This window comes from Kaistella faecalis, from assembly GCF_019195395.1.
GTDB lineage: Bacteria > Bacteroidota > Bacteroidia > Flavobacteriales > Weeksellaceae > Kaistella > Kaistella faecalis.
This window is the reverse complement of record NZ_CP078067.1, coordinates 1-18729: the sequence shown is the minus strand read 5'-3', so window position 1 is coordinate 18729 and position 18729 is coordinate 1. Positions and strand designations below refer to the sequence as shown.

Genomic DNA, 18729 nt, shown 5'->3' with positions numbered 1-18729 from the left:
GGTATAAAAAAGCCGGAAGAATATCTTCCGGCTTTGCTGTTTAAATGAATTTCGGTATCCCCCTATTCAACAATCATTTTCGCAGACTGGGTTGAAGTCGTGATAAAATAAAGTCCTTTTGGCAGTGATTTCAGTTGAAGGCTTTCGTTGTTTCCTACATTAGAAAGGGTCTGAAGCAATTGTCCTGTCACACTGTAAATTTTCACCGTTTCCTTTTTGGTGATTCCGGTAACGAAGAATTCCTGATTTTTTACTGGGTTAGGATACACCGTAAGTTTCTGGTTTCTAACAGAAGTATCATCAGTTGCCATCGCCGAATAGCAGGTCCAGCTGAGGTTATCAAAAGAAACACGGTTGCTGGTGATCTCATCGATAAGTTCAATAACTACATTTCCTGCTACATTGATACCTTCGATGGTAGTGGTAGTTTTGGTTTTTGAATACGGAATCTGCCCTTTTACTTCTCCATTGATCTTTAAGATATAGTTGCCATTAGAATCACTGAACGGAAGATAGGTTGTTACAGTAAATGAGCCGATACCGCCTGAAATTACAGAAGATTTCAGTGACCCTTTTCTAAGACAGATCGCTCTGCTTGCCCCGTCAATATAAACCTGTGCATCAGTTCTCGCATAAGTAGCAGTCCATACAATTCCTTTGTTCGACCAGGTTCTGTCGGCATACGACGAAGAAACCGCCGGCATATTCTCGAAATCTTCAGTACCGCAGGTTGTGCCCTCTCCGGTGCTGCCTTCCTGTGTAGTTCCCTCTACCGCCGTACTGTTTCCTGAAGCGTTTCCTGAAGAATCTTTGGCTACTACATGGAAAGTATAAGTTGTGGAAGGATTCAATCCTGAAACCGTTGCTGTGGTTCCAAATACATTCGATTTGAACACCCCGTTTACATATACGTCATAACTGCTTACATATACATTATCAGTTGAGGCACTCCAGCTCAGAGAGATACTTGATGAGGTAGCTGCTGTAACCGCAAGATTCATCGGAACACTCGGGGCTTCTGTATCTCCGGCAGTTCCTCCACTGAAGGTATCAGGCCAGTTGTTCTGTGCTGCAGGACCTCCCCAGATTACGGTAGCCAGATAAGGATTGTCGATAAACGGGTTTCTGTTTTTCTGGGTTTGAGCTACTACATTGTTTCTCTGGATTTCAAAACCTGATACAGGATCTTCAATATTCCATTTAAGCAAAATATCCGGGAAATCCTGTGAATAGGTATTCGGGTTCATGGTGATATTCAGCGGCAGACATCTGGTATTGTATCTTACATACATATACATCAGGATTCTGGCTACATCACCTTTCCACTCATCACCCGGATACCATCCGCCACGGCTGGTTTTATAGGCAGTTGCACCTGCGCCGTCATCAAAAAGAAGACTGCCTCTGGTACTGTTCAGGGTATTGTCTGCCGGTCTCAGGTGATGCCCGTCAGCTCCGGGACCTGAAGTTCCAAGATTCGGGGTTCCTTTAGATTTTGCATACACGTGTTCGCGGTTCCAGGTTCCTCCTACAGGACGGCTTCTCTGGTGAGTTCCTGATGCCTGGGAGCCGTAAATCAGAAGAAGATTTCCCGGTTTGTCAGGATCTACATCACTCGTTTTCATCAGAGTCTGCAGCTCGCTGTAGGAAATTGTTTTGGTGTGAGTCGTGGTAATTAAAGACGCCAGTTCGCTTTTCAGGGCATTGCCGGTTTTGTTGAAATTAACTCCAGAATAATAGGACGGAGCGCTCTGCGCATAAAGTAAGAACGAAAAAATACTTACTAAAAATGATAATTTTAGTTTCATAATAAATTGATATTGTTAATTTTTATAGTTGCGATGGGTTGATTCCGGTGATAAAGGGTAAGGTCTTCGTCTTTTACAGTGATGGGAAAGCGTTCGTCTGCAGTCAGAAAAAACTCAGCACCGAAAGCCACTAAAGTTGCGTTTAACGCCGTTGGAAGTGAAGGTGACTGTACGCTAACAGGAATACCCTTCTGCAGCACTTCTTCAGACATGATAATGCCCTTATCCGAATTTATGCTTCCTGAGTCAAAGGCGATCGCCTTCGTCCACAGTCCGGGGTGATTTTTGCCTTCACCAACAAAGATTCTGTTTTCCGCAGTGTCAATGCCGATGACATAAAGAGGAGCTTTTTTACCACCCACCTCAATCCCTCTCCGCTGTCCGGGGCGGAAGTATTCCACGCCGGGATGACCGCCCACCAGAAAGCCGTCGAACAAAGAATACTGATGGGTACGGGATTCCCAGCGAAGCGCTTCCAGTGCGGAAGTGAACTCAGGCTTCGCTTCTGTGTAAAGCGGAGAATCGGCTGGGATTTCGACAAGCTGTCCTTTTATAACCATTAATCTTTTATCTTTATGTGAGAGATAAGTTCCCGATAAAGGGGCAGCTAAAGTACTCATTATAAATGAACTGACAAGTGAGGAAACTCATCCTGAGGTTTAATTTTGATCAACGCGCACTATTTTGTAGAATAAAAAGCATAAACCACAGTGTAACATATTGATTATTAACCAATTACCCAGAAATATGATTAAAGTTATCTTTTGAATCTTTTTTACCTCTTTGCTCAACGACAGAGGGTTAGAATTAATCTGTAGCCCAAAATTCCTTTGCGCTGATTAACAAAAAAAGCTCCCTTACGGAAGCTTTTGCAACATAGGTTTATAAAATTACAGAACACCGGTTTTCACCATGCATTCCCGCATTTTTTCGTAAGTTCTTTCAATATCATGATCCAGACCGATAGAGAAGCGGATGAGGCCGGGCGAAAGCCCCATTTCTTTCTGCTCATCCTCAGGAATTTCAGAGGAGGTTGAGCTTCCCGAGGCCGAAAACAGCGTTTTATAGAATCCCAGACTCACCGCAAGATAACCGAGGTTTTCATGCTGCATCATTTCCATCAGCTCATTGGCTTTCTCCACGGTTTTTACATCCAGCGCGATCAGGCCGCCGTATCCGTATTCTTCATGCATCATACCGGTAAAGAGTTTATGCTGAGGATGGCTTTTAAGTCCCGGATATTTCACGTTAAGACCGTCTTTTTCCCACCGTTCCGCCAGATACTGGGCATTTTCACTGTGTTTTTTCATGCGGATATGCAGGGTTCTGAGATTTTTCAGAATACTTGCCGCCCGCAGACTGTCCATGGTAGGCCCCAAAAGCATGCAGGCCCCACTGTTTACGTTTTTCAGGTCATTGATGAAAGCTGAGGTAGCGCACACTACTCCACCCACGGCGTCACTGCTGCCGTTAATGAACTTGGTTAAACTGTGAATGGTCACATCCGCGCCCAGAAGTTTTGGCGAAATACTCAGCGGAGAAAAGGTATTGTCTACGACCAACTGAAGCCTGTATTTTTCAGCAAGTTCGGAAAGGCCTTTTAAATCAGCGATTTCAAGCAGTGGGTTGCTCACCGTTTCGCAGTAAAGGACTTTGGTGTTTTCATTGATGGCTGCTTCCACTTTTGCCAAATCGGTAATATCCACAAAAGAAGTTTCAATCTTTAAACCCGGCAGAAAATTCTTCATAAAAGCATAGGTTCCGCCATAAATGGTTCGGCTGGATACGATATGCTCGCCGGATTTGCAGAGCTGCAGCAGCACAGAAGTGATCGCGCCCATTCCTGAAGCAGTGACGTTTGCATTCTCTGTTCCTTCCATCTGAGCGAGGGCTTCGGAAAGGTAGAGGTTGCTGGGAGATGAGTGACGCGAATACAGGTAACAACCGTCGGTATTGCCTTCGAAGGTATCGAACATTGTTTTTGCGGATAGGAAGGTATAGGTTGAACTGTCGGAGATGGAAGGGTTCACCCCGCCAAACTCACCGAAATACTGCAGGTCCTGAATATTATTGGCTGCGTTGAATTTTTCCATGGTAATCATTGTTTTTATGTTGTTTAAAATTGGCAGTATTCCAATTATAAAACAAACAGATTATGATTTAACCGAAAATAAAAGGTAAAAAAGCGTATTTTACAGATTTAAATTCTAAATTAGAGGACGAATTACAACCGTTACCAACTTTTTTTCAGATGAACCTTGATCCCAAAGACCGACAACTGCTGCTCCTGCTTCAGGAAGATTCCAAAAGAACCACCAAATCCATGGCCGCGGAGCTTGATTTATCGGTAACTGCAGTTTTTGAACGCATCAAAAAACTTGAAAAACTGAAAGTCATCAATAAATATGTAGCGCTGGTCGACAGGAAACTCATCCGGAAAGATTTCATGGTGCTCTGCCACGTTAAACTCGAGCAGCACCGCAAGGAGTATATTACACAGTTCGAACGGGAGATCACGCAGTTCCCCGAAGTGCTGGAATGCTTTCATGTAAGCGGTGATTACGATTACATCCTGAAAATCGCCTTAAAGGACATTCAGGAGTATCGCGAATTCATGGTGACCAAACTTACGAACCTGCAGCACATTGCCAGCACCCATTCTTCCTTTATGATCAAGGAAGTGAAGAGTACAACGGTGGTGAACCTGGAGTGATGCTTTAAATCAGATTGATCAGCTTAGCTGTTCGGATACCATTTTCTTTTCAGCCAGAAAGCCACATTTACAAGGGCAATAAGTGCAGGAACTTCCACGAGCGGCCCGATCACTCCTGCAAATGCCTGTCCGGAATTAATGCCGTAAACCCCAATGGCAACCGCAATGGCCAGCTCAAAGTTATTGCCAGCCGCGGTAAAGGAAATCGCTGCGTTCTTCGAATAATCAGCTCCTAGTTTTTTACCCAGAAAGAAACTTACCAGGAACATCAGAACAAAATAAATGACCAAAGGAACCGCAATACGCAGCACATCAAAAGGAATCTGTATGATCATTTCACCTTTGAGGCTGAACATAACCACAATGGTGAACAACAGCGCAATTAGAGTAACTGGGGAAACTTTAGGAATGAAAACCGTATTGTACCATTCTTCTCCTTTTGCTTTCAACAGGAAATACCGGGTCAGGAAACCGAGCACAAATGGAATTCCCAGATAAATTGCCACACTTTCGGCAATCTGAGCGATGGTAATATCGACTTCGGAGCCCGTGATACCAAATAATGGCGGTAAAACCGTTATGAAAAGGAATGCGTAGATGCTGTAAAAAATTACCTGAAAGATACTGTTGATCGCCACGAGTCCGGCGGCATATTCCCTGTTACCTTCGGCAAGCTCGTTCCAGACCATGACCATGGCGATGCATCGTGCAAGACCGATCAGAATGAGACCGATCATGTATTCAGGCCTGTCGTGCAGGAAGATAATGGCCAGCGCAAACATCAGAACAGGTCCGATAATCCAGTTCAGGAGCAGCGATGTGCCCAGGATCTCTGTATTTTTAAAGACTTTCGGGAGTTCGCGGTACCGCACTTTCGTGAACGGCGGATACATCATCAGAATCAGTCCGATTGCCAGCGGAATATTGGTGGTGCCGTAGGAAAATGCATTAATAATCTTTGATGAATCCGGATAGAAATAACCTATACCGACGCCCAGAAACATTGCCAGAAAAATCCAGAGGGTAAGATTTTTGTCGAGGAAGGAAAGTTTTTTTCTTTCGTGTGGAGTGCAGTTGTTTGCAGACATTAATTTTAAGTTTTGAGAAAACACTGCCCATTATAAAAACGCGACAGCAGGCGTTAAACTTTTATCGAATCATGCTCATCACATAATACATCTCGGCAGCGATCTCCAGACTTCTTTCATAATAGGTGCGGTCCATCTCATGGGTTCCGTCGCTGGATTTTGGGTCTTCAAACTTTACCGCTACGCGCTTTTCTGCCCCCGCGATAAACGGGCAACCCACGTCGGCATTGGAGCAGGTCATCACCGCGGCAAAACCGGATACCGGATTGAATGCATCATCATATTTCTTGGAAAAACAGATGACCGGATGTGCATTCTCTGCATATTTTACAGCGTATACCGGATTGTCGGTGTCACACAGCTTCTGAATTTCCATTCCCTGACTGTGGAGTGTTTCCGCCACTTTCGGGAACATGGCAGTGGCCTCTGTTCCGCCGGAGTAACAATACACGTTCCTGATGTTAAAATGTTCCGCCATCACCTGTGCCCAGATCTGGGAAAGGTGACTTCGGCGGGAATTGTGGGTACAGATGAAGTTCAGGTTAGTTCTTTCCCCCGCATCTGCTTTTTTCTGAATGAACCCAGCAAGAGGTTTAAGGATTTCCTTTCGTTCTTCGGAAACGGGCATAATGGAAATGACCTCAATGCTTTCTCTTAGGTTTTTGAACATGGTTTTACTTTTTATAAGATGATCAGGAGATTATACTGTTTAAAGGATCTAAAAGCCTAGCAGCAGCCGGAGCCCGGAGCACAGCTGGCGGATTGAAGTTCTGAAAGTTTTACTCTCGGTTTTTCCTGAGGAATTCCACACGCATCCTGAGCCAGACAGGCCGTGGTTTTAGTCGTAAGCACAAACTCTTTTCCATTAAAATCCAAACCGAATTTCCCGATGGTCGACTGCTGGTATTCCACTTCGATCTCTACGTCCTCCAGGCCGAGTTTATCTTCGGAAAGGGCAATGATCTTTTTGAGTTTCTCAGCTTCCAGGCGGTGGTCGTTATCGGTAGAAAACCAAAGCTGGAAGTTGATGGCTTTTTCGTCGCGGATCACACCGCCACAGTCGATAAATTTTTTATTGATCTGCCCCACTTCGGTCACGTGGAAATGGTCTGGAACCTGTTCGCCGTTTTCTAATACAAAATGCAGTTCCTGCAGGTTGGTAAGAATGTTCTTGATTTCTGAAAGTCTCATAATGAATGGTTTTGAAGGTTATTATTTTAACATCTGTTGTTTTCGAGGGAATCCATTTTATGGAAAATATGGTTGATGAAGGAGTCGAACTTTTGAATCGTTTCCTTATTGATGCAGTAATTAATGGCTTTGCCATCGATGCTTCCCTGAATAATTCCGGCATTTTTCAGTTCTCTGAGGTGTTGCGAAACAGTAGGCTGTGCAAGAGGGAGTACCTCAACAATATCGTTGCAGATGCAGGTATTGGTGGTGAGCAGATATTCAATAATGGCAATCCTGGCAGGATGTGCCATGGCTTTCAGCAGTACCGCCATTTCATTCTGTTCATCGGTAAAATGCTCTGTTTTGGTAAGTCCCATAATGGTTAAATTTTTTGATCATGTTTTAATATTGCAATATTACGATAAATGTAAATACCATGATATATTTTTTTAAAAAACTTTAATCACAAATCATCCTGTTAATATTTACGGTGAAACGGAAGCACCGTGGATATTCGCCTGTAAATCAACTGATAAATAGTTTCTATCAGCAGGTTAACCCCACAAATTTTCGTAACTTTACTGTATAAATGATGATGAAGGCAATCTCTTGTCTTTCTGTTCTTTTCTCTGCGCTGTTCAAATCTGCGGCAAGACACGAGGTTGGGAGTTACTGAATTACTAAAAACACCTGTTATGAGAACTGTTATTGTCCCTACCGATTTCTCGAATCCCTCCAAAAACGCTGCACGTTTCGCGCTCAACCTGGCTATTGGGCTGAAAGCTGATCTGCACCTGTGTCATGCGTATCATGATCCTGTTGAAAGCCCCATAATAGGCGAAGTTCCATGGACATTACTGGAACTTCCCGATGTAAAGAAAGATGCAGAAAAAGCATTGAAAAAACTGGCAAAAGCTTTAGAAACGAAAGAAAACATTATACAGGGTGATAATCCCGGCCTTTTCAAGCCTGCTATTACCTGGTCTGCGGAACAGAAGCATCTGGTGAGCCTTATTGATGACAAGGCAAAAGAAACCAAGGCGATGCTGGTGGTGATGGGTATGACCGGTAGCGGAAAACTGAACAGACTTCTGTTTGGAAGCAGCAGTCTTAAAATGATTAATGAAAGCAAATATCCGCTTCTGATCGTTCCCCATCATCACCGGTACAGAAAGATGGAGAAAATTGCGTTCGCTACAGACCTCAACAGGCGGGATCAAAAAACCGCCCGGTCCGTCGCGAGGTTTGCGAAATATTTCGATGCCGAACTGATGGTCAGCTATGTCACCGGATTTTCGGACCTGATTGATGAAAAAGCCTATCTCCACAAAAAAGAGGAGTTTATCAAGAATATCGACGGAAAAGTCACTTATCTGCCCATTGAAGTGGTTGGAGTCAATACCGGTCTCGGGGTACTGAGATATAAGGACGTGGATCTGGTGGTGATGGGACATGAGCGCAAAAGTTTCTTCGAAAGAGTCACAACGGGAAGCCACAGTGCAACGCTGGCCCGTAAGGTTCAGATGCCGCTCATGATTATTCCTGAAGGCGCTCCACTGCTGTTCTGATCAGATGACAGGGAAAAGTCCAGCATTCTTTTTTGCCGCAGAGGCCGATGTTTAAAACCGCTACTGAATGAAATTTTTCAGCAGTACCTCTTCATTCACTTTAAGAAGCAGGAGGTTCTCCAATTCATCAGCCTCTCCTCCTTTGCCTGCGTGTTCTGCCAGATCGGTGAGCGCACTGTTTTGGCTCCCGGTAGTTATCGTAAAGAGCAGGGTGTACAGGTCGGCGAATGATTCCGGGTGATGCAGGTCTGCGTCATTGATTCTTTTTCTTAGCAAGGCAAAGAAAACGTCCAGGCTTTCATTGACGCTGTCGGAAGCTGAAATCATGTACTCATAAACCGTTTTAAATGAAATCTCAAGATTCTTTAAGCCTTTATAAACATACTGCACCGTACCTGTGGCGGAAGAACCGGTTTCCCAAGCGGGGTCAAACAGAATTTTCATGAAATAAGGTCTGCCCTCCTCTGCACACAACGAAAAGCCCAGAATTATTCCGGCATTGCAGTCGGTGGAGGCAGTGGTATTTCCGAGTTCATAGAGATTTTCGAGAACCTGCTGCCGGTCGTTGAGTTTGCAGACCAGTGCCGGTACAAACTCGGGAAACAGGTTTTTGCCATAACAGTCTTCAATGGATTCTTTGATTTCTTTCTGAAGACCGCTGCAGTCGAAATGGAGCAATCCCAATGCTGCATAGGCAGAAATATAATAATCAGTGGTCTTCTCTTTAAAAAGGCAGTCTGCCAGAATGGGCATGACCGGTGCGTACTTTAAATGACCAAGCACTTCCAGAATTTCGGGATCGGCATCCTCTTTCAGACGGTCGCCCTCAACAGCCACACCGAAAAGCGCTTCCGCAACCGACAGGTTACCCAATTTTTTGAAGATGGGAAGCAGATAGGAATGGGTGAAATCATTTGGATGGGTGAGATATTGGCTCAGAAGCGCATGGGCGTCGCTTTCTCCACCACATTTTATAATGGCATTGACCATGGAAGAGATAACGGCAGTGTTACTTCTGGGAGGCTGCAGTTTAGTCAGCAGTTCGGCGGTGGTGGTAAGCATATAAGCAGATTTTACGGGATGAGTTTCATTCAAATATACATCAAATTTCCACCCGGCGTTACGATGCTGATCAGTCCGGAGTAGTGATGGCTGAAAGCGGTTCTGCGAGGCCGATTAAAATACCTTCCGGTCCGCGGATATAACAGAGTTTATAGGAATCCTCATACCTCACCACTTCGCCTACCAGCTTTGCGCCCAGTGGGTAAAGCCGCCCGAGTGTGGCCCCGAGATCCGCTACGGTAAACATCACCCGCAGATACCCCAAAGCATTCACGGGTGCTTCACGGTGGTCGGCAACCGTTGCAGGGCGGACCAACCTTGAAAGTTCCAGCCGGCTGTGTCCGTCGGGGGTTACCAGCATGGCAATTTCTACAGCCTGGTTCCCCAGACCGGTTACGCGGCCCGCCCACTCTCCTTCAATCATCATTCTTCCTTCGAGGCTCATACCCAGTTCCACAAAAAACTCAATGGCAGCATCCAGCGATTCCACCACAATACCTGTATTGTCCATCCTCAGTAAATTTTCAGATTTCATGGCTGTCATTTTAAAGTTGAATGCAAATGTTTAAATGCGGATCGGCACACCGCCTGCTGTTTAATCTGACCTCTGTTCTTCCGGGGTCCTTCTATCCGACAGCGGTTCCGTGATTGCGGGAAAGGGGTTTATAATACAGTATTAGCGCCCCGCTGGTCAGCTGTTTGGTTTTCAAAAGTTTAAAAACAGTTCTGTCTTTCAGTTCTTCAAATAAAAGTCTTCCTTTCCCGGCAATTACAGGATGTATACAGAGCTGCAGCTCGTCGATGACCTCCAGGTTGAGAAGTTGGATGATTAAACCCGGACTGCCGATGAGGATATCGCCTCCGGATTCTTGCTTTAAATTGGTCACCAGGATTTCTGGCGGCCGGGAGGCTAATTCGGCGGTGTCCCAATGGGTCTGTTTAAGATGGCGGGAGAAAACGATTTTCGGAATACGGTCGATGGCCTTTGCAAAGTCATCCTGTTCCTTTATCCCGGAAGGATGCTGCAGCAGGGTTTGCCAGTACTGCATGAGTTCGTACGTTTTTCTTCCGTAGAGGATGAGGCCTGCACTGTTCAGCAGGTTGGTATAATGCAGATGCAGTTCTTCATCGGGCAGACCCGCGGTATGGTCAAGGACTCCTTCAACAGTGGTATTCACCGCAGCAATTATTTTTCTCATCTCAGCATTTTTTAATGATTTCCACACCCGGTCTTCGCAGACGTGGCGGTTTTACTGTGCTCCATCTTCGCACTTTTTAAAAGTCAATTTCGCAATCAAAGGGCAGGACTAAGGTACAAAATCCTGTAATTCGGGGGAGTGAAAAGCGATATCTGTAAGAAAGTGCACAACCATGGCTGTAATAAAGAGAAGTAAAAAGCCAAAACATAACACCTGATTATCTGAAGGTTACACCGACAGGCACATTTGTCCCCCCATTTGTCCCCCCATACCTTATGCGTACTGTGAGATAACTTACTTTATTTTGTGTCCAATTAATTCCCAACCCTGTTTTAAACAGATGAATTAACAGGATCCATCTGCAGGAAAACGGTCAAAGGAGCTGTCCTGCATTACTCACTGAAAAAGAAAAATAACCTAAATACTACACTATGACAAAATTTTTACTTAGCGCTGCAGTTTTAGCAGCATCATTTACCTTGGGCCAAACCTATGATAACGGAGGTTTGAGTACAGGAGCTACCTCAAAAAGCGGTGTTGCTGCTCCTGCAGGCTATACCTGGTCTGAACTTCAGAATAATACAGGAAATAGTGCGGAAGCTAACACCAGCCTGGGGTTGGGTGGTACGTACAGTTCTGCTACTACAAGCTATTTTCTTGCAGACGATTTTACTGTTCCAGCCGATACACAATGGAATATTACCCGTATTGATTTTTTTGCGTACCAGACTAATTATACCGGAACTGCTTCTCCTTTCAATACCGTACGAGTTAATATATTCAGTTCTGATCCTTCTGTGACGGGTGCAGTAAGTGTTTTTGGAGACGATACCACCAATCGGTTTCTTTCGAGTGTGGATGCTGATATGTACAGAACCGGTCACAGTACAATTCCGGTTGCTTCAACTCCCTCAACGAACCGAAAAATATGGAAGGTTACAGCCAATACTCCAGTTAGTTTACCATCCGGAACCTATTGGATGAAGTATCAGTTACAGAATGCTGTTGCCGCTAATGCCGGCTTTTTACCTCCGGTTACCATTGCAGGAACAAGAGGGTTACCCGACTTTAATGCCAAGCAATACAATGCCATCGATGGAATGTGGACTTCTATCATCGACTCAGGAAATCCTACTGCGGCACCGGATTATTCTTTGGATATGCCCTTTGTCATCACCTTTACCACGGGTAATTTAGGGACCGATGCAGTAATGCAGTATGATAACAGAATAAAAGTGTACCCTAATCCCGTGAATGACCATTTTAGAATCAGTAATCCGGGAAAACTGGCGATCAGTTCAGTAGAAATAATGGATGCCGGCGGAAGAACTGTAAAAGTACTGAAAAGCGCTGATGAATATCAGGTTTCTGATCTTCCAAAAGGAAATTATCTGGTAAAAATTAACAGCAACGAAAGTCCGAAGATTACCAAACTGATTAAGCTGTAAATAAAGAAACCTCTTTATTACCGCTTATAAAATAGGAATACCGGACATTGATACCACGAAAAGATCAAGCTAAAGCGCGGCTTAATGCGGCTTTATGACGGTCAGTTTTTTGGTATCAATCCGGAATCTTAACACTACAAAACCTCTTTTAAAGCAATTTAAAGGAGGTTTTTTTGTAGGCGGAAAAGATATAACTCAGGAAAGAGGTTAAACAGGTCGGGTTCTGCAATAAAAAGATAATGATCAACACAGCGTTTTTCCCGCTGTTAGCATCTCGGTGTCTCGTTTTTAGAATAAATGATTTTATTTAACCTGAGTAGTGGTAGTGATTGACATCTTCTGTTGAGGCTTCAAATTGACACAGGCTGTACTATAAAGGGTTATCCAAACAGCAAGTACCGTGGGAGTGATCCGGAAATTCATCGCTGTCTTCTGAAGCTGTCGAATATCGTGGTCAGCCAGTCCGGTGTGTAAAGGCCTTCATTTAATAGGTGCAAATACCAGCTAAATGACTGATTACCAGTATCACTGATTTGTATAAACACTTTGTCCCCTATTTGTCCACCCTGTGTTTTTGGCGCAGCCCATCAATGATGGTAATTTTAGCGCTACATTATTTAAACAATCACTATGAAAAAACGACTATCAATTTTTCTGTTGATGATGCTGGGTATTTTCAGCTATTCACAGGTTATTTTCCAGGAAACTTTCGACGGGATCAGCGGATCTACCACCGGCGGTGCTGGCACCTATAAATTCCCTCCGGGCTGGCTGCTCAGGAACGTCGATAATAAAACTCCCTCCAGCCAGGTTGGCTATGTGAATGAGGCCTGGGAAAGACGGGAAGATTTTCAGACCAACGTGATTGATTCCGTAGCATTCAGCACCTCATGGTACAGTCCTTCCGGGCAGGCAGACGACTGGATGTGGACCCCAAAAATCACGGTACCCGATACCGGTGCCGATGTGGTCTTAAAGTGGAATGCCAAAGCCTATGATCCAGCATATCCGGATGGATATGAGGTGAGAATTATGCTGGACCCTACAGAGCCTACCGGCGGACCTGGAGTGATGGGCAACCAGCTTACTTCCTCGGTGCAGTTATTCAGCACTCCTGCTGAAAACACTGCCTGGACGGCCCGAAGCCTAAGCCTTAATGATTACAGAAACAAAACCTTCAGAATTGCATTCAGGAACAATTCTACCGACAAATTTATTCTTGTCATTGATGATGTAGAAGTGTCGGCCCTTATCAACATTGACGCTTCCATTACTGCGGTGAAGAATTATGAATATACCCACTATCCGCTCTCTCATTCTGCCGCAGGCGTTCCTTTACATGCCACCATTAAGAATGAAGGGGCATTGACTCTTACTGATGCAAAAATTAAAGCCAGTCTCATTGATGACCTGAATAATGCAGTTGCCAGTGTATTTTCGGCGGCCATTACTTTAAATCCGGGACAGACAGCCACACCGTCTTTCCCCGCGATGCCGGTAACAGCAACAGGGAACTACCATATCCTGTATGAAGTGGCCTTAAGCTCACCAGACCAGAATCCTGCAAACAACACTAAACAGTCGCTGGATTTCATGATCACAGAATCCACCATGGCGCGTGATAACGGTGTTGCTACAGGTGTTTTAGGAATCGGTGCCGATACTCTGGGTTATCTGGGCCAGGCATTCACCACGAAAGTAACTTCTGTGGCAACAGGCGGAACGGTGAGTTTCGGTCTAGGTGACGAAACGGCCACCTACCGTCTGGCTTTATGGAGCGTTGATCCTGTCACCGGAAAACCACTGAGCATTATTGCAGAAACCGCCAACCAGACCGCAGGTACCGACCCTTTTACCACTACTGTTTCTTTTGCAGGCGCACCGGTGGTTCTGCCACCGGGCACCTATGTGCTTACCGCGGTAGAACTTGATAAAACGCTCGCAGTTAGCATGACCAATGATGTCTTCACCCCGGGCACTACTTTCGTGAACTGGGCGACTAGTCCTTTAAACGGCTGGGCGCACAACGAGGATTTCGGAACAAATTTTGCCAAATCTTACGCCTTAAGACTCCAGGTACAGGAGGATCCTACGTTGGGAACCTCCGCGGCAGATCTCAACAAACTGATCAGCATTTATCCGAATCCGGTAACTGATGTTCTTAAGATCGCTTCAAAAGAGAAATTACTGAATGTTCAGGTATATGCTGCCGACGGTAAACTGATGATGGTAAAACAGAACAGATCACACGATCAGCTGGAAGTATCCCAGCTTCCTGCAGGCATGTATGTGCTTAAAATCACCACCGCAAAGGGTGAACAGCAGGTGAAGTTTATTAAGAAATAAAAGCTGCTCTTTTTTTAAATAAGCAAAGGTCGCCGTGAGGTGACCTTTGTTTTTTTTAATGACCGCTTTTTTTCACTGCTCAGCCTGTCATTAACTACGTCGAATCTTCGGATTCTGAACGGAATAAAATATAATGAAGAATCTGTATTACCATAAAAGTCTTCTTAACCGCGTTCCCGTAACTTTAACAGCGTTTAAAACTTCCGAAATATCTTTTCCCGGACGGTGAACTCTTTTATTTTCAATTAAAGCAGTTATTTGCTCCTCGGTCAGCCTTTCCACTTTAAGACTTAAAACAATATTTTATAATTTTTCCTTTTTCACCAGTGCTATTAAATGTTCCAGCGAAACCTTCAGTTTTTGGGCAGTTTCTTCAACATTGATATGCCCTAAAAGGTACTCCTCATTTTTTCCTTTTCCCGAAATACCGGTGTACATAATGTGCCATTTTTCACCGTTATAATGCGGTACTATGCGGAGCACTTTCACCTCTTGCAAATCAGTTTTCACAGTGTCGCTGTCGGAAAATATTTTTACCAGAAAGTTGTTTTCACATGCCACCGATACCACCTTTATCTGCCCAAAGGTAAATGCAGATTTATACAAAGCATCAATGGTTTGTACCGTTTCTTCTTTGGTTTGTGCTTTTGCAGAAAATGTGCTTACTGCGAAGGCGAGGATGAGGTAAATATTTTTCATTGTAATTATGTTAATCAGAATACACTGCGCGGAAACCTGAGCCGCCTGTGTCAGTTAAACCCTACTCCAAAGGGCATTGGAATATCTACGATACCGCTAACGGGTGGGTATTTCTGTTGGCGGGGATTATTATAATTGTTTTCTGTAAATATAACAAAATGAACAACTAGCGAAAATCTTTACGATGTAAACTTCAACCCCGCTAATAGAAATACACTGTTAGCTGCAGGTTTTTTGTAGATTTTCGTTTATGATTTTAGTTATTTTTCCAATTGCTACAATTTTTGCACCTTCTCTCATTTCAAAATCTAAATTTTCGTAAAGCATATTTTGAAATAATTCTGGTGATAAAATTTTAATTTTTGCCTCAACATTGTCGCCTGGAAAAACATATTCTTTATTTATAAATATTTGTTGTCCTGAAGTAGTCATTTCTGAAAAAGGAAATTTTACTTGAGGTCTGTAACCAGATAAAGCATAAGAATTTCTTCCTCCATTTTCAGTTGTCAAATATTGTAATTCTGCTAGAAAATCAATTTCTTCAAATTTTGAATTATAGTAATTTAAAATTTGGGTAATTATTTTATCAAAATCATTTTCTTGTATTTTTTGTTCAGCGTTTTTAATCATTTCTGCAATAGACGTTGTAGATTCAATTTTGCAAGCGTTATTTAGAATGTTAGTTTTAGATTTAACTTCAATTTTTTTTAGTGTTATTGGACTTCCTACAAATTTTCGTAATTTCGTTATGTATTCAAAAATATTTGTTTGATTATTTGAGTCCCAATCATTCATAGCTGTCAAAAATAATTCAGCTAATTGTTTAATTTCTACATTTTCATTTTCAAAATCAACAATATTTTCTAAAGTTCTAAATGTCGTAATTTCTCTATCCATCGAGTTTTGATAAACTTCTGACTAACGTTAAATATAAACATTGATAATCAGTTAGTTATATTTTTAATATTTTATATTTAAAAATAGTGAAATTTTATTCGTTAGCGGCTAAAAACAACTTCGTTTTCGAGTAGGGGAATTACCGCTAACGGTTTGCGTATTGGCGATGGTGCGGCTTTCACGAGGAAACTTTCTTATTATAAACTAAACTTCGGAACATCTAAAATGGTTAAACTTGCGATTCCTCCGCACTATTGCCAATACTATGTTATCTGCATCCGCTTTTCAATTTTGCATTAAATCCGGTCCACAGTTTCATTGATTTGCTTTTCTTTATATTCTGAATTTGAAACCTTTCCAAAATTGTATTTTATTCCGACAGAAAAAGTTGGAGTATTTCCATAAAAACTGCCTTTCGTTATGATTTTGTCATAACTTAATTTTTGGATAAATTTATTTTGATTGAAAACATCATTGTAACGCAAAGTGAAGTCAAAATTTGAAATTGATTTAGTCAATCCCAAATTTAATAATACCATTTCGTTGTACTCGTAAATTCCTTGCATTCTTTTGGTAATCCAAGAGCCATCTAAAAGAAAATTAAAGCCTTTTCCAAGTTTAATCGTATTATTTGTATAGAGATAAAGATACGGTGTGGATTGATTTATAACTGCAAGACGGTCTTCTGTTTTTGAATAATTTATGGATAAACTATTCTGGGAAGATAAAATTTTATATTCAAATGGAACATCCAATCCTAGACTTGCCCCACTTTCTTTGTCAAAATTTTTGGTAGTAAACTTTGATATATTTTCGTTTTCATTATAAAAAAGTCCGAAGCCTATCGGGTTTTTGCTTTCATACACAGAAGCATTTATTGCCCATTTTTTTAAGTTGATGCTTGCTGAAAGTTCGTTGGTGTAAGAGGGCAAAAGATCTGGATTTCCTTGGTATTCTACGTAAGGGCTACTGTATAATCCGCCCGAAGCCAAATCATTGTAACCTGGTCGTGAAATACTCCGTTTATAGTTTACCGTGTAGATATAATTCTCATTTTGCTTGAAAGATAATTCGGCACTGGGGAACCAATCCACATATTGTCTATCAATATTCGTCTCATCCAAAATTTGGTTGAAACCATTTGCGGACGTTGTTTCTAAACGAATACCACCTTTGAAATTTATTTTTTCTTTTTCGCCAGAAAATTCTGCGTAGGAAGCCCAGTTTTCTTCATTGAAAAAGTTTTTAAAATACTCAGAAGGATTTACATTTCTATAATCTGTTAAATTATCGGTAACAGCGTCTGCTTTTGTAAAACTTCCTCCAATACCTACTTGGTAATTTTCTTTAATTTTCTTCTCAATATCAATTCTTCCGGAAAAAGCATTCACTGAATATTTTTGTTTTCTAAACTGGCTGAAAATAGATCCAACATTATCAACATTATTATAAAATTCAAGATCTACATTATTGCTTTCTCGTGTATATTGCAAACCTGTAAAAATGGTAGCATTAATAGACTTAAGTTGCTTGTTATAATTAAAAATTGAATTGATCGTGGCTCTTTTTCTGTCCTGCGGATTTAGTGTTAATATTTGCGATTTTAGTCCGTTTACTTCGTAGTTGGTTACCGTGTTATTATCACCTTTATCTGGTCTTAAATTTCCATTTATTGTAAATGTTAAGTTATCTCCGTCATTCAATTCTTGATATAAACTGGCTCCCAAAATAACTTGCGGACGATTGGTAAGTGATGTAATGATGTAGTCTGAATTGATATTTCTGCTGGGAACCGAATAATCGAAACCATTACTTTCCCAATGTTTTATTTGATTGTAGGATGCATTTAATTTCCACTCTGTTTTATTTTTTTTCTGTTGAAAATTGGCTGAAAAATTATTGGTGAAACGTTTGTTAAAAACAGCGGTTTCATTTAGCGTGATTTTATAACCTTCTTTTTTGCTGTTTTTTAATATTATTTTGATAACCGCTTTCCCTTCTGCTTCATATTTTACTGATGGATTCCTTATTATTTCTACAGATTTAATTTCATCAACAGATACAGCAGATAATACATTAAAATCAACTTCTTGATTATCTATATATAATAGCGGAATACCTTTCCCCACCATTGTCAAACCTTCTCCATTTGCATCTACATAAATAAACGGCAATTTGCCCAATAAATCTTTGGATGTTGCAACCTTACTTAATGATGAATTTGCAACATCTATGTCAATATTTCCATTTTGAATCTTAAAAGGATTTCCTGTGCGTGAGATTTTGATTTCCTCGATATTAGAAACCTTTTCATTCAGCATTATACTTAAAGTAAGATCTGACGAAAGTTGGAAAGGGGGTTCATTTTGTGTGATATCATTTGATACTATCTGTAAATGATACTGAGCGGGTTTGAGTTGTAAAAATTCAAAATTACCATTTTGAGAAATTGTTGTTTTTAAAAGTTCATTATTTGCTGTAAAAAGATAGACTTGTGCTGCTGCAATATTATTTTGTTTACCGTCAGTTATGTTACCATTTATTTTAAAATTTTCTTGTTGCGCAAAAAAAGGTAGACTTAAAAATAAAGTGAAAAGTTTGATTAATTTGAACATTGTTGAAAATGAAATTTTTTATTGGAAATTATTTTTTGCTTTAAAGGAAGACAATTAACAGCGTTATATTATTACAGCCGACACTGGTTTTTTTTGGTGCGGTTGCAGATAAC

General features: G+C 41.9%; 17 protein-coding genes and 1 pseudogene. 4 read left to right on the top strand and 14 right to left on the bottom strand.

From position 1 onward, the window contains the following. Nucleotides 1-62 precede the first annotated feature (62 nt). From KTV93_RS00085 to KTV93_RS00075, 3 genes are all read right to left on the bottom strand, one after another. Entirely contained in the window at nt 63-1808 is a 1746-nt protein-coding gene (locus KTV93_RS00085) for an endonuclease (protein ID WP_218249301.1), read from the bottom strand. Beyond that, entirely contained in the window at nt 1805-2428 is a 624-nt protein-coding gene (locus KTV93_RS00080; protein ID WP_218249300.1) for a tRNA methyl transferase PRC-barrel domain-containing protein, read from the bottom strand. The genes KTV93_RS00085 and KTV93_RS00080 overlap by 4 nt, the downstream gene beginning before the upstream one ends. Nucleotides 2429-2698: 270 nt before the next feature. After that, on the bottom strand, nt 2699-3901 hold the full coding sequence (locus KTV93_RS00075) for an aminotransferase class I/II-fold pyridoxal phosphate-dependent enzyme (RefSeq protein ID WP_218249299.1): 1203 nt from the start codon (nt 3899-3901) through the stop codon (nt 2699-2701). Nucleotides 3902-4059: 158 nt separating this feature from the next. On the opposite strand from KTV93_RS00075, the gene KTV93_RS00070 reads away from it, so the two are divergent. After that, nucleotides 4060-4521, top strand: coding sequence for an Lrp/AsnC family transcriptional regulator (locus tag KTV93_RS00070; RefSeq protein WP_218249298.1), 462 nt, complete (start codon nt 4060-4062; stop codon nt 4519-4521). Nucleotides 4522-4544: 23 nt separating this feature from the next. Here KTV93_RS00070 and arsB read toward each other — a convergent pair whose 3' ends face one another. The 4 genes from arsB to KTV93_RS00050 all read right to left on the bottom strand — a co-directional run bounded on the left by arsB (nt 4545) and on the right by KTV93_RS00050 (nt 7159). Then, the gene (arsB, locus tag KTV93_RS00065; RefSeq protein WP_218249297.1) at nt 4545-5609 is read right to left on the bottom strand and encodes an ACR3 family arsenite efflux transporter; all 1065 of its coding nucleotides are present in this window, start codon (nt 5607-5609) and stop codon (nt 4545-4547) included. A gap of 61 nt (nt 5610-5670) precedes the next feature. Next, nucleotides 5671-6279 (bottom strand): arsenate-mycothiol transferase ArsC, encoded by a 609-nt coding sequence (locus KTV93_RS00060; RefSeq protein ID WP_218249296.1) that lies wholly within the window; start codon nt 6277-6279, stop codon nt 5671-5673. Nucleotides 6280-6335: 56 nt separating this feature from the next. After that, entirely contained in the window at nt 6336-6800 is a 465-nt protein-coding gene (locus KTV93_RS00055; protein ID WP_218249295.1) for a DUF6428 family protein, read from the bottom strand. 26 nt (nt 6801-6826) lie between these two features. Beyond that, nucleotides 6827-7159 carry an ArsR/SmtB family transcription factor gene (locus tag KTV93_RS00050; protein WP_088469030.1) on the bottom strand — a complete coding sequence of 111 codons (333 nt, stop codon included), beginning with the start codon at nt 7157-7159 and terminating at the stop codon, nt 6827-6829. Between the two features lie 318 nt (nt 7160-7477). Here KTV93_RS00050 and KTV93_RS00045 point away from each other — a divergent pair, with 318 nt between their 5' ends. After that, the gene (locus KTV93_RS00045; RefSeq protein ID WP_218249294.1) at nt 7478-8350 is read left to right on the top strand and encodes a universal stress protein; all 873 of its coding nucleotides are present in this window, start codon (nt 7478-7480) and stop codon (nt 8348-8350) included. A gap of 60 nt (nt 8351-8410) precedes the next feature. Here the strand turns inward: KTV93_RS00045 and KTV93_RS00040 are convergent, their stop codons facing one another. The 3 genes from KTV93_RS00040 to KTV93_RS00030 all read right to left on the bottom strand — a co-directional run bounded on the left by KTV93_RS00040 (nt 8411) and on the right by KTV93_RS00030 (nt 10611). Continuing rightward, nucleotides 8411-9412 (bottom strand): hypothetical protein, encoded by a 1002-nt coding sequence (locus KTV93_RS00040; protein WP_218249293.1) that lies wholly within the window; start codon nt 9410-9412, stop codon nt 8411-8413. 70 nt (nt 9413-9482) lie between these two features. Beyond that, a complete protein-coding gene (locus tag KTV93_RS00035; protein WP_218249292.1) occupies nt 9483-9947 on the bottom strand; it encodes a VOC family protein in 465 nt (154 codons plus the stop codon). 91 nt (nt 9948-10038) lie between these two features. Beyond that, a complete protein-coding gene (locus tag KTV93_RS00030) occupies nt 10039-10611 on the bottom strand; it encodes a dihydrofolate reductase family protein (protein WP_218249291.1) in 573 nt (190 codons plus the stop codon). A 431-nt stretch (nt 10612-11042) separates the two neighbouring features. On the opposite strand from KTV93_RS00030, the gene KTV93_RS00025 reads away from it, so the two are divergent. Further along, nucleotides 11043-12059, top strand: a complete 1017-nt coding sequence (locus KTV93_RS00025; protein WP_218249290.1) for a T9SS type A sorting domain-containing protein — start codon at nt 11043-11045, stop codon at nt 12057-12059. Between the two features lie 630 nt (nt 12060-12689). Beyond that, on the top strand, nt 12690-14405 hold the full coding sequence (locus KTV93_RS00020) for a T9SS-dependent choice-of-anchor J family protein (protein ID WP_218249289.1): 1716 nt from the start codon (nt 12690-12692) through the stop codon (nt 14403-14405). Between the two features lie 180 nt (nt 14406-14585). On the opposite strand, the pseudogene KTV93_RS12560 reads toward KTV93_RS00020, so the two are convergent. The 4 genes and pseudogenes from KTV93_RS12560 to KTV93_RS00005 form a co-directional block, all read right to left on the bottom strand. Further along, nucleotides 14586-14696, bottom strand: a pseudogene (locus KTV93_RS12560) (Fic family protein); the annotation flags it as partial. Between the two features lie 12 nt (nt 14697-14708). Next, nucleotides 14709-15104 (bottom strand): hypothetical protein, encoded by a 396-nt coding sequence (locus KTV93_RS00015; protein WP_218249288.1) that lies wholly within the window; start codon nt 15102-15104, stop codon nt 14709-14711. A 219-nt stretch (nt 15105-15323) separates the two neighbouring features. After that, nucleotides 15324-16001, bottom strand: a complete 678-nt coding sequence (locus KTV93_RS00010) for an EF-Tu C-terminal domain-related protein (RefSeq protein WP_218249287.1) — start codon at nt 15999-16001, stop codon at nt 15324-15326. A 296-nt stretch (nt 16002-16297) separates the two neighbouring features. Further along, entirely contained in the window at nt 16298-18616 is a 2319-nt protein-coding gene (locus tag KTV93_RS00005; protein ID WP_218249286.1) for an outer membrane beta-barrel family protein, read from the bottom strand. Between the last annotated feature and the right edge of the window lie 113 nt (nt 18617-18729).

Excerpts from the sequence above, each read along its gene's own strand:
- KTV93_RS00085 (WP_218249301.1), bottom strand. The coding sequence starts at position 1,808 with ATGAAACTAAAATTATCATTTTTAGTAAGTATTTTTTCGTTCTTACTT.
- KTV93_RS00080 (WP_218249300.1), bottom strand. The coding sequence starts at position 2,428 with ATGAGTACTTTAGCTGCCCCTTTATCGGGAACTTATCTCTCACATAAA.
- KTV93_RS00075 (WP_218249299.1), bottom strand. The coding sequence starts at position 3,901 with ATGGAAAAATTCAACGCAGCCAATAATATTCAGGACCTGCAGTATTTC.
- KTV93_RS00070 (WP_218249298.1), top strand. The coding sequence starts at position 4,060 with ATGAACCTTGATCCCAAAGACCGACAACTGCTGCTCCTGCTTCAGGAA.
- arsB (WP_218249297.1), bottom strand. The coding sequence starts at position 5,609 with ATGTCTGCAAACAACTGCACTCCACACGAAAGAAAAAAACTTTCCTTC.
- KTV93_RS00060 (WP_218249296.1), bottom strand. The coding sequence starts at position 6,279 with ATGTTCAAAAACCTAAGAGAAAGCATTGAGGTCATTTCCATTATGCCC.
- KTV93_RS00055 (WP_218249295.1), bottom strand. The coding sequence starts at position 6,800 with ATGAGACTTTCAGAAATCAAGAACATTCTTACCAACCTGCAGGAACTG.
- KTV93_RS00050 (WP_088469030.1), bottom strand. The coding sequence starts at position 7,159 with ATGGGACTTACCAAAACAGAGCATTTTACCGATGAACAGAATGAAATG.
- KTV93_RS00045 (WP_218249294.1), top strand. The coding sequence starts at position 7,478 with ATGAGAACTGTTATTGTCCCTACCGATTTCTCGAATCCCTCCAAAAAC.
- KTV93_RS00040 (WP_218249293.1), bottom strand. The coding sequence starts at position 9,412 with ATGCTTACCACCACCGCCGAACTGCTGACTAAACTGCAGCCTCCCAGA.
- KTV93_RS00035 (WP_218249292.1), bottom strand. The coding sequence starts at position 9,947 with ATGAAATCTGAAAATTTACTGAGGATGGACAATACAGGTATTGTGGTG.
- KTV93_RS00030 (WP_218249291.1), bottom strand. The coding sequence starts at position 10,611 with ATGAGAAAAATAATTGCTGCGGTGAATACCACTGTTGAAGGAGTCCTT.
- KTV93_RS00025 (WP_218249290.1), top strand. The coding sequence starts at position 11,043 with ATGACAAAATTTTTACTTAGCGCTGCAGTTTTAGCAGCATCATTTACC.
- KTV93_RS00020 (WP_218249289.1), top strand. The coding sequence starts at position 12,690 with ATGAAAAAACGACTATCAATTTTTCTGTTGATGATGCTGGGTATTTTC.
- KTV93_RS00015 (WP_218249288.1), bottom strand. The coding sequence starts at position 15,104 with ATGAAAAATATTTACCTCATCCTCGCCTTCGCAGTAAGCACATTTTCT.
- KTV93_RS00010 (WP_218249287.1), bottom strand. The coding sequence starts at position 16,001 with ATGGATAGAGAAATTACGACATTTAGAACTTTAGAAAATATTGTTGAT.
- KTV93_RS00005 (WP_218249286.1), bottom strand. The coding sequence starts at position 18,616 with ATGTTCAAATTAATCAAACTTTTCACTTTATTTTTAAGTCTACCTTTT.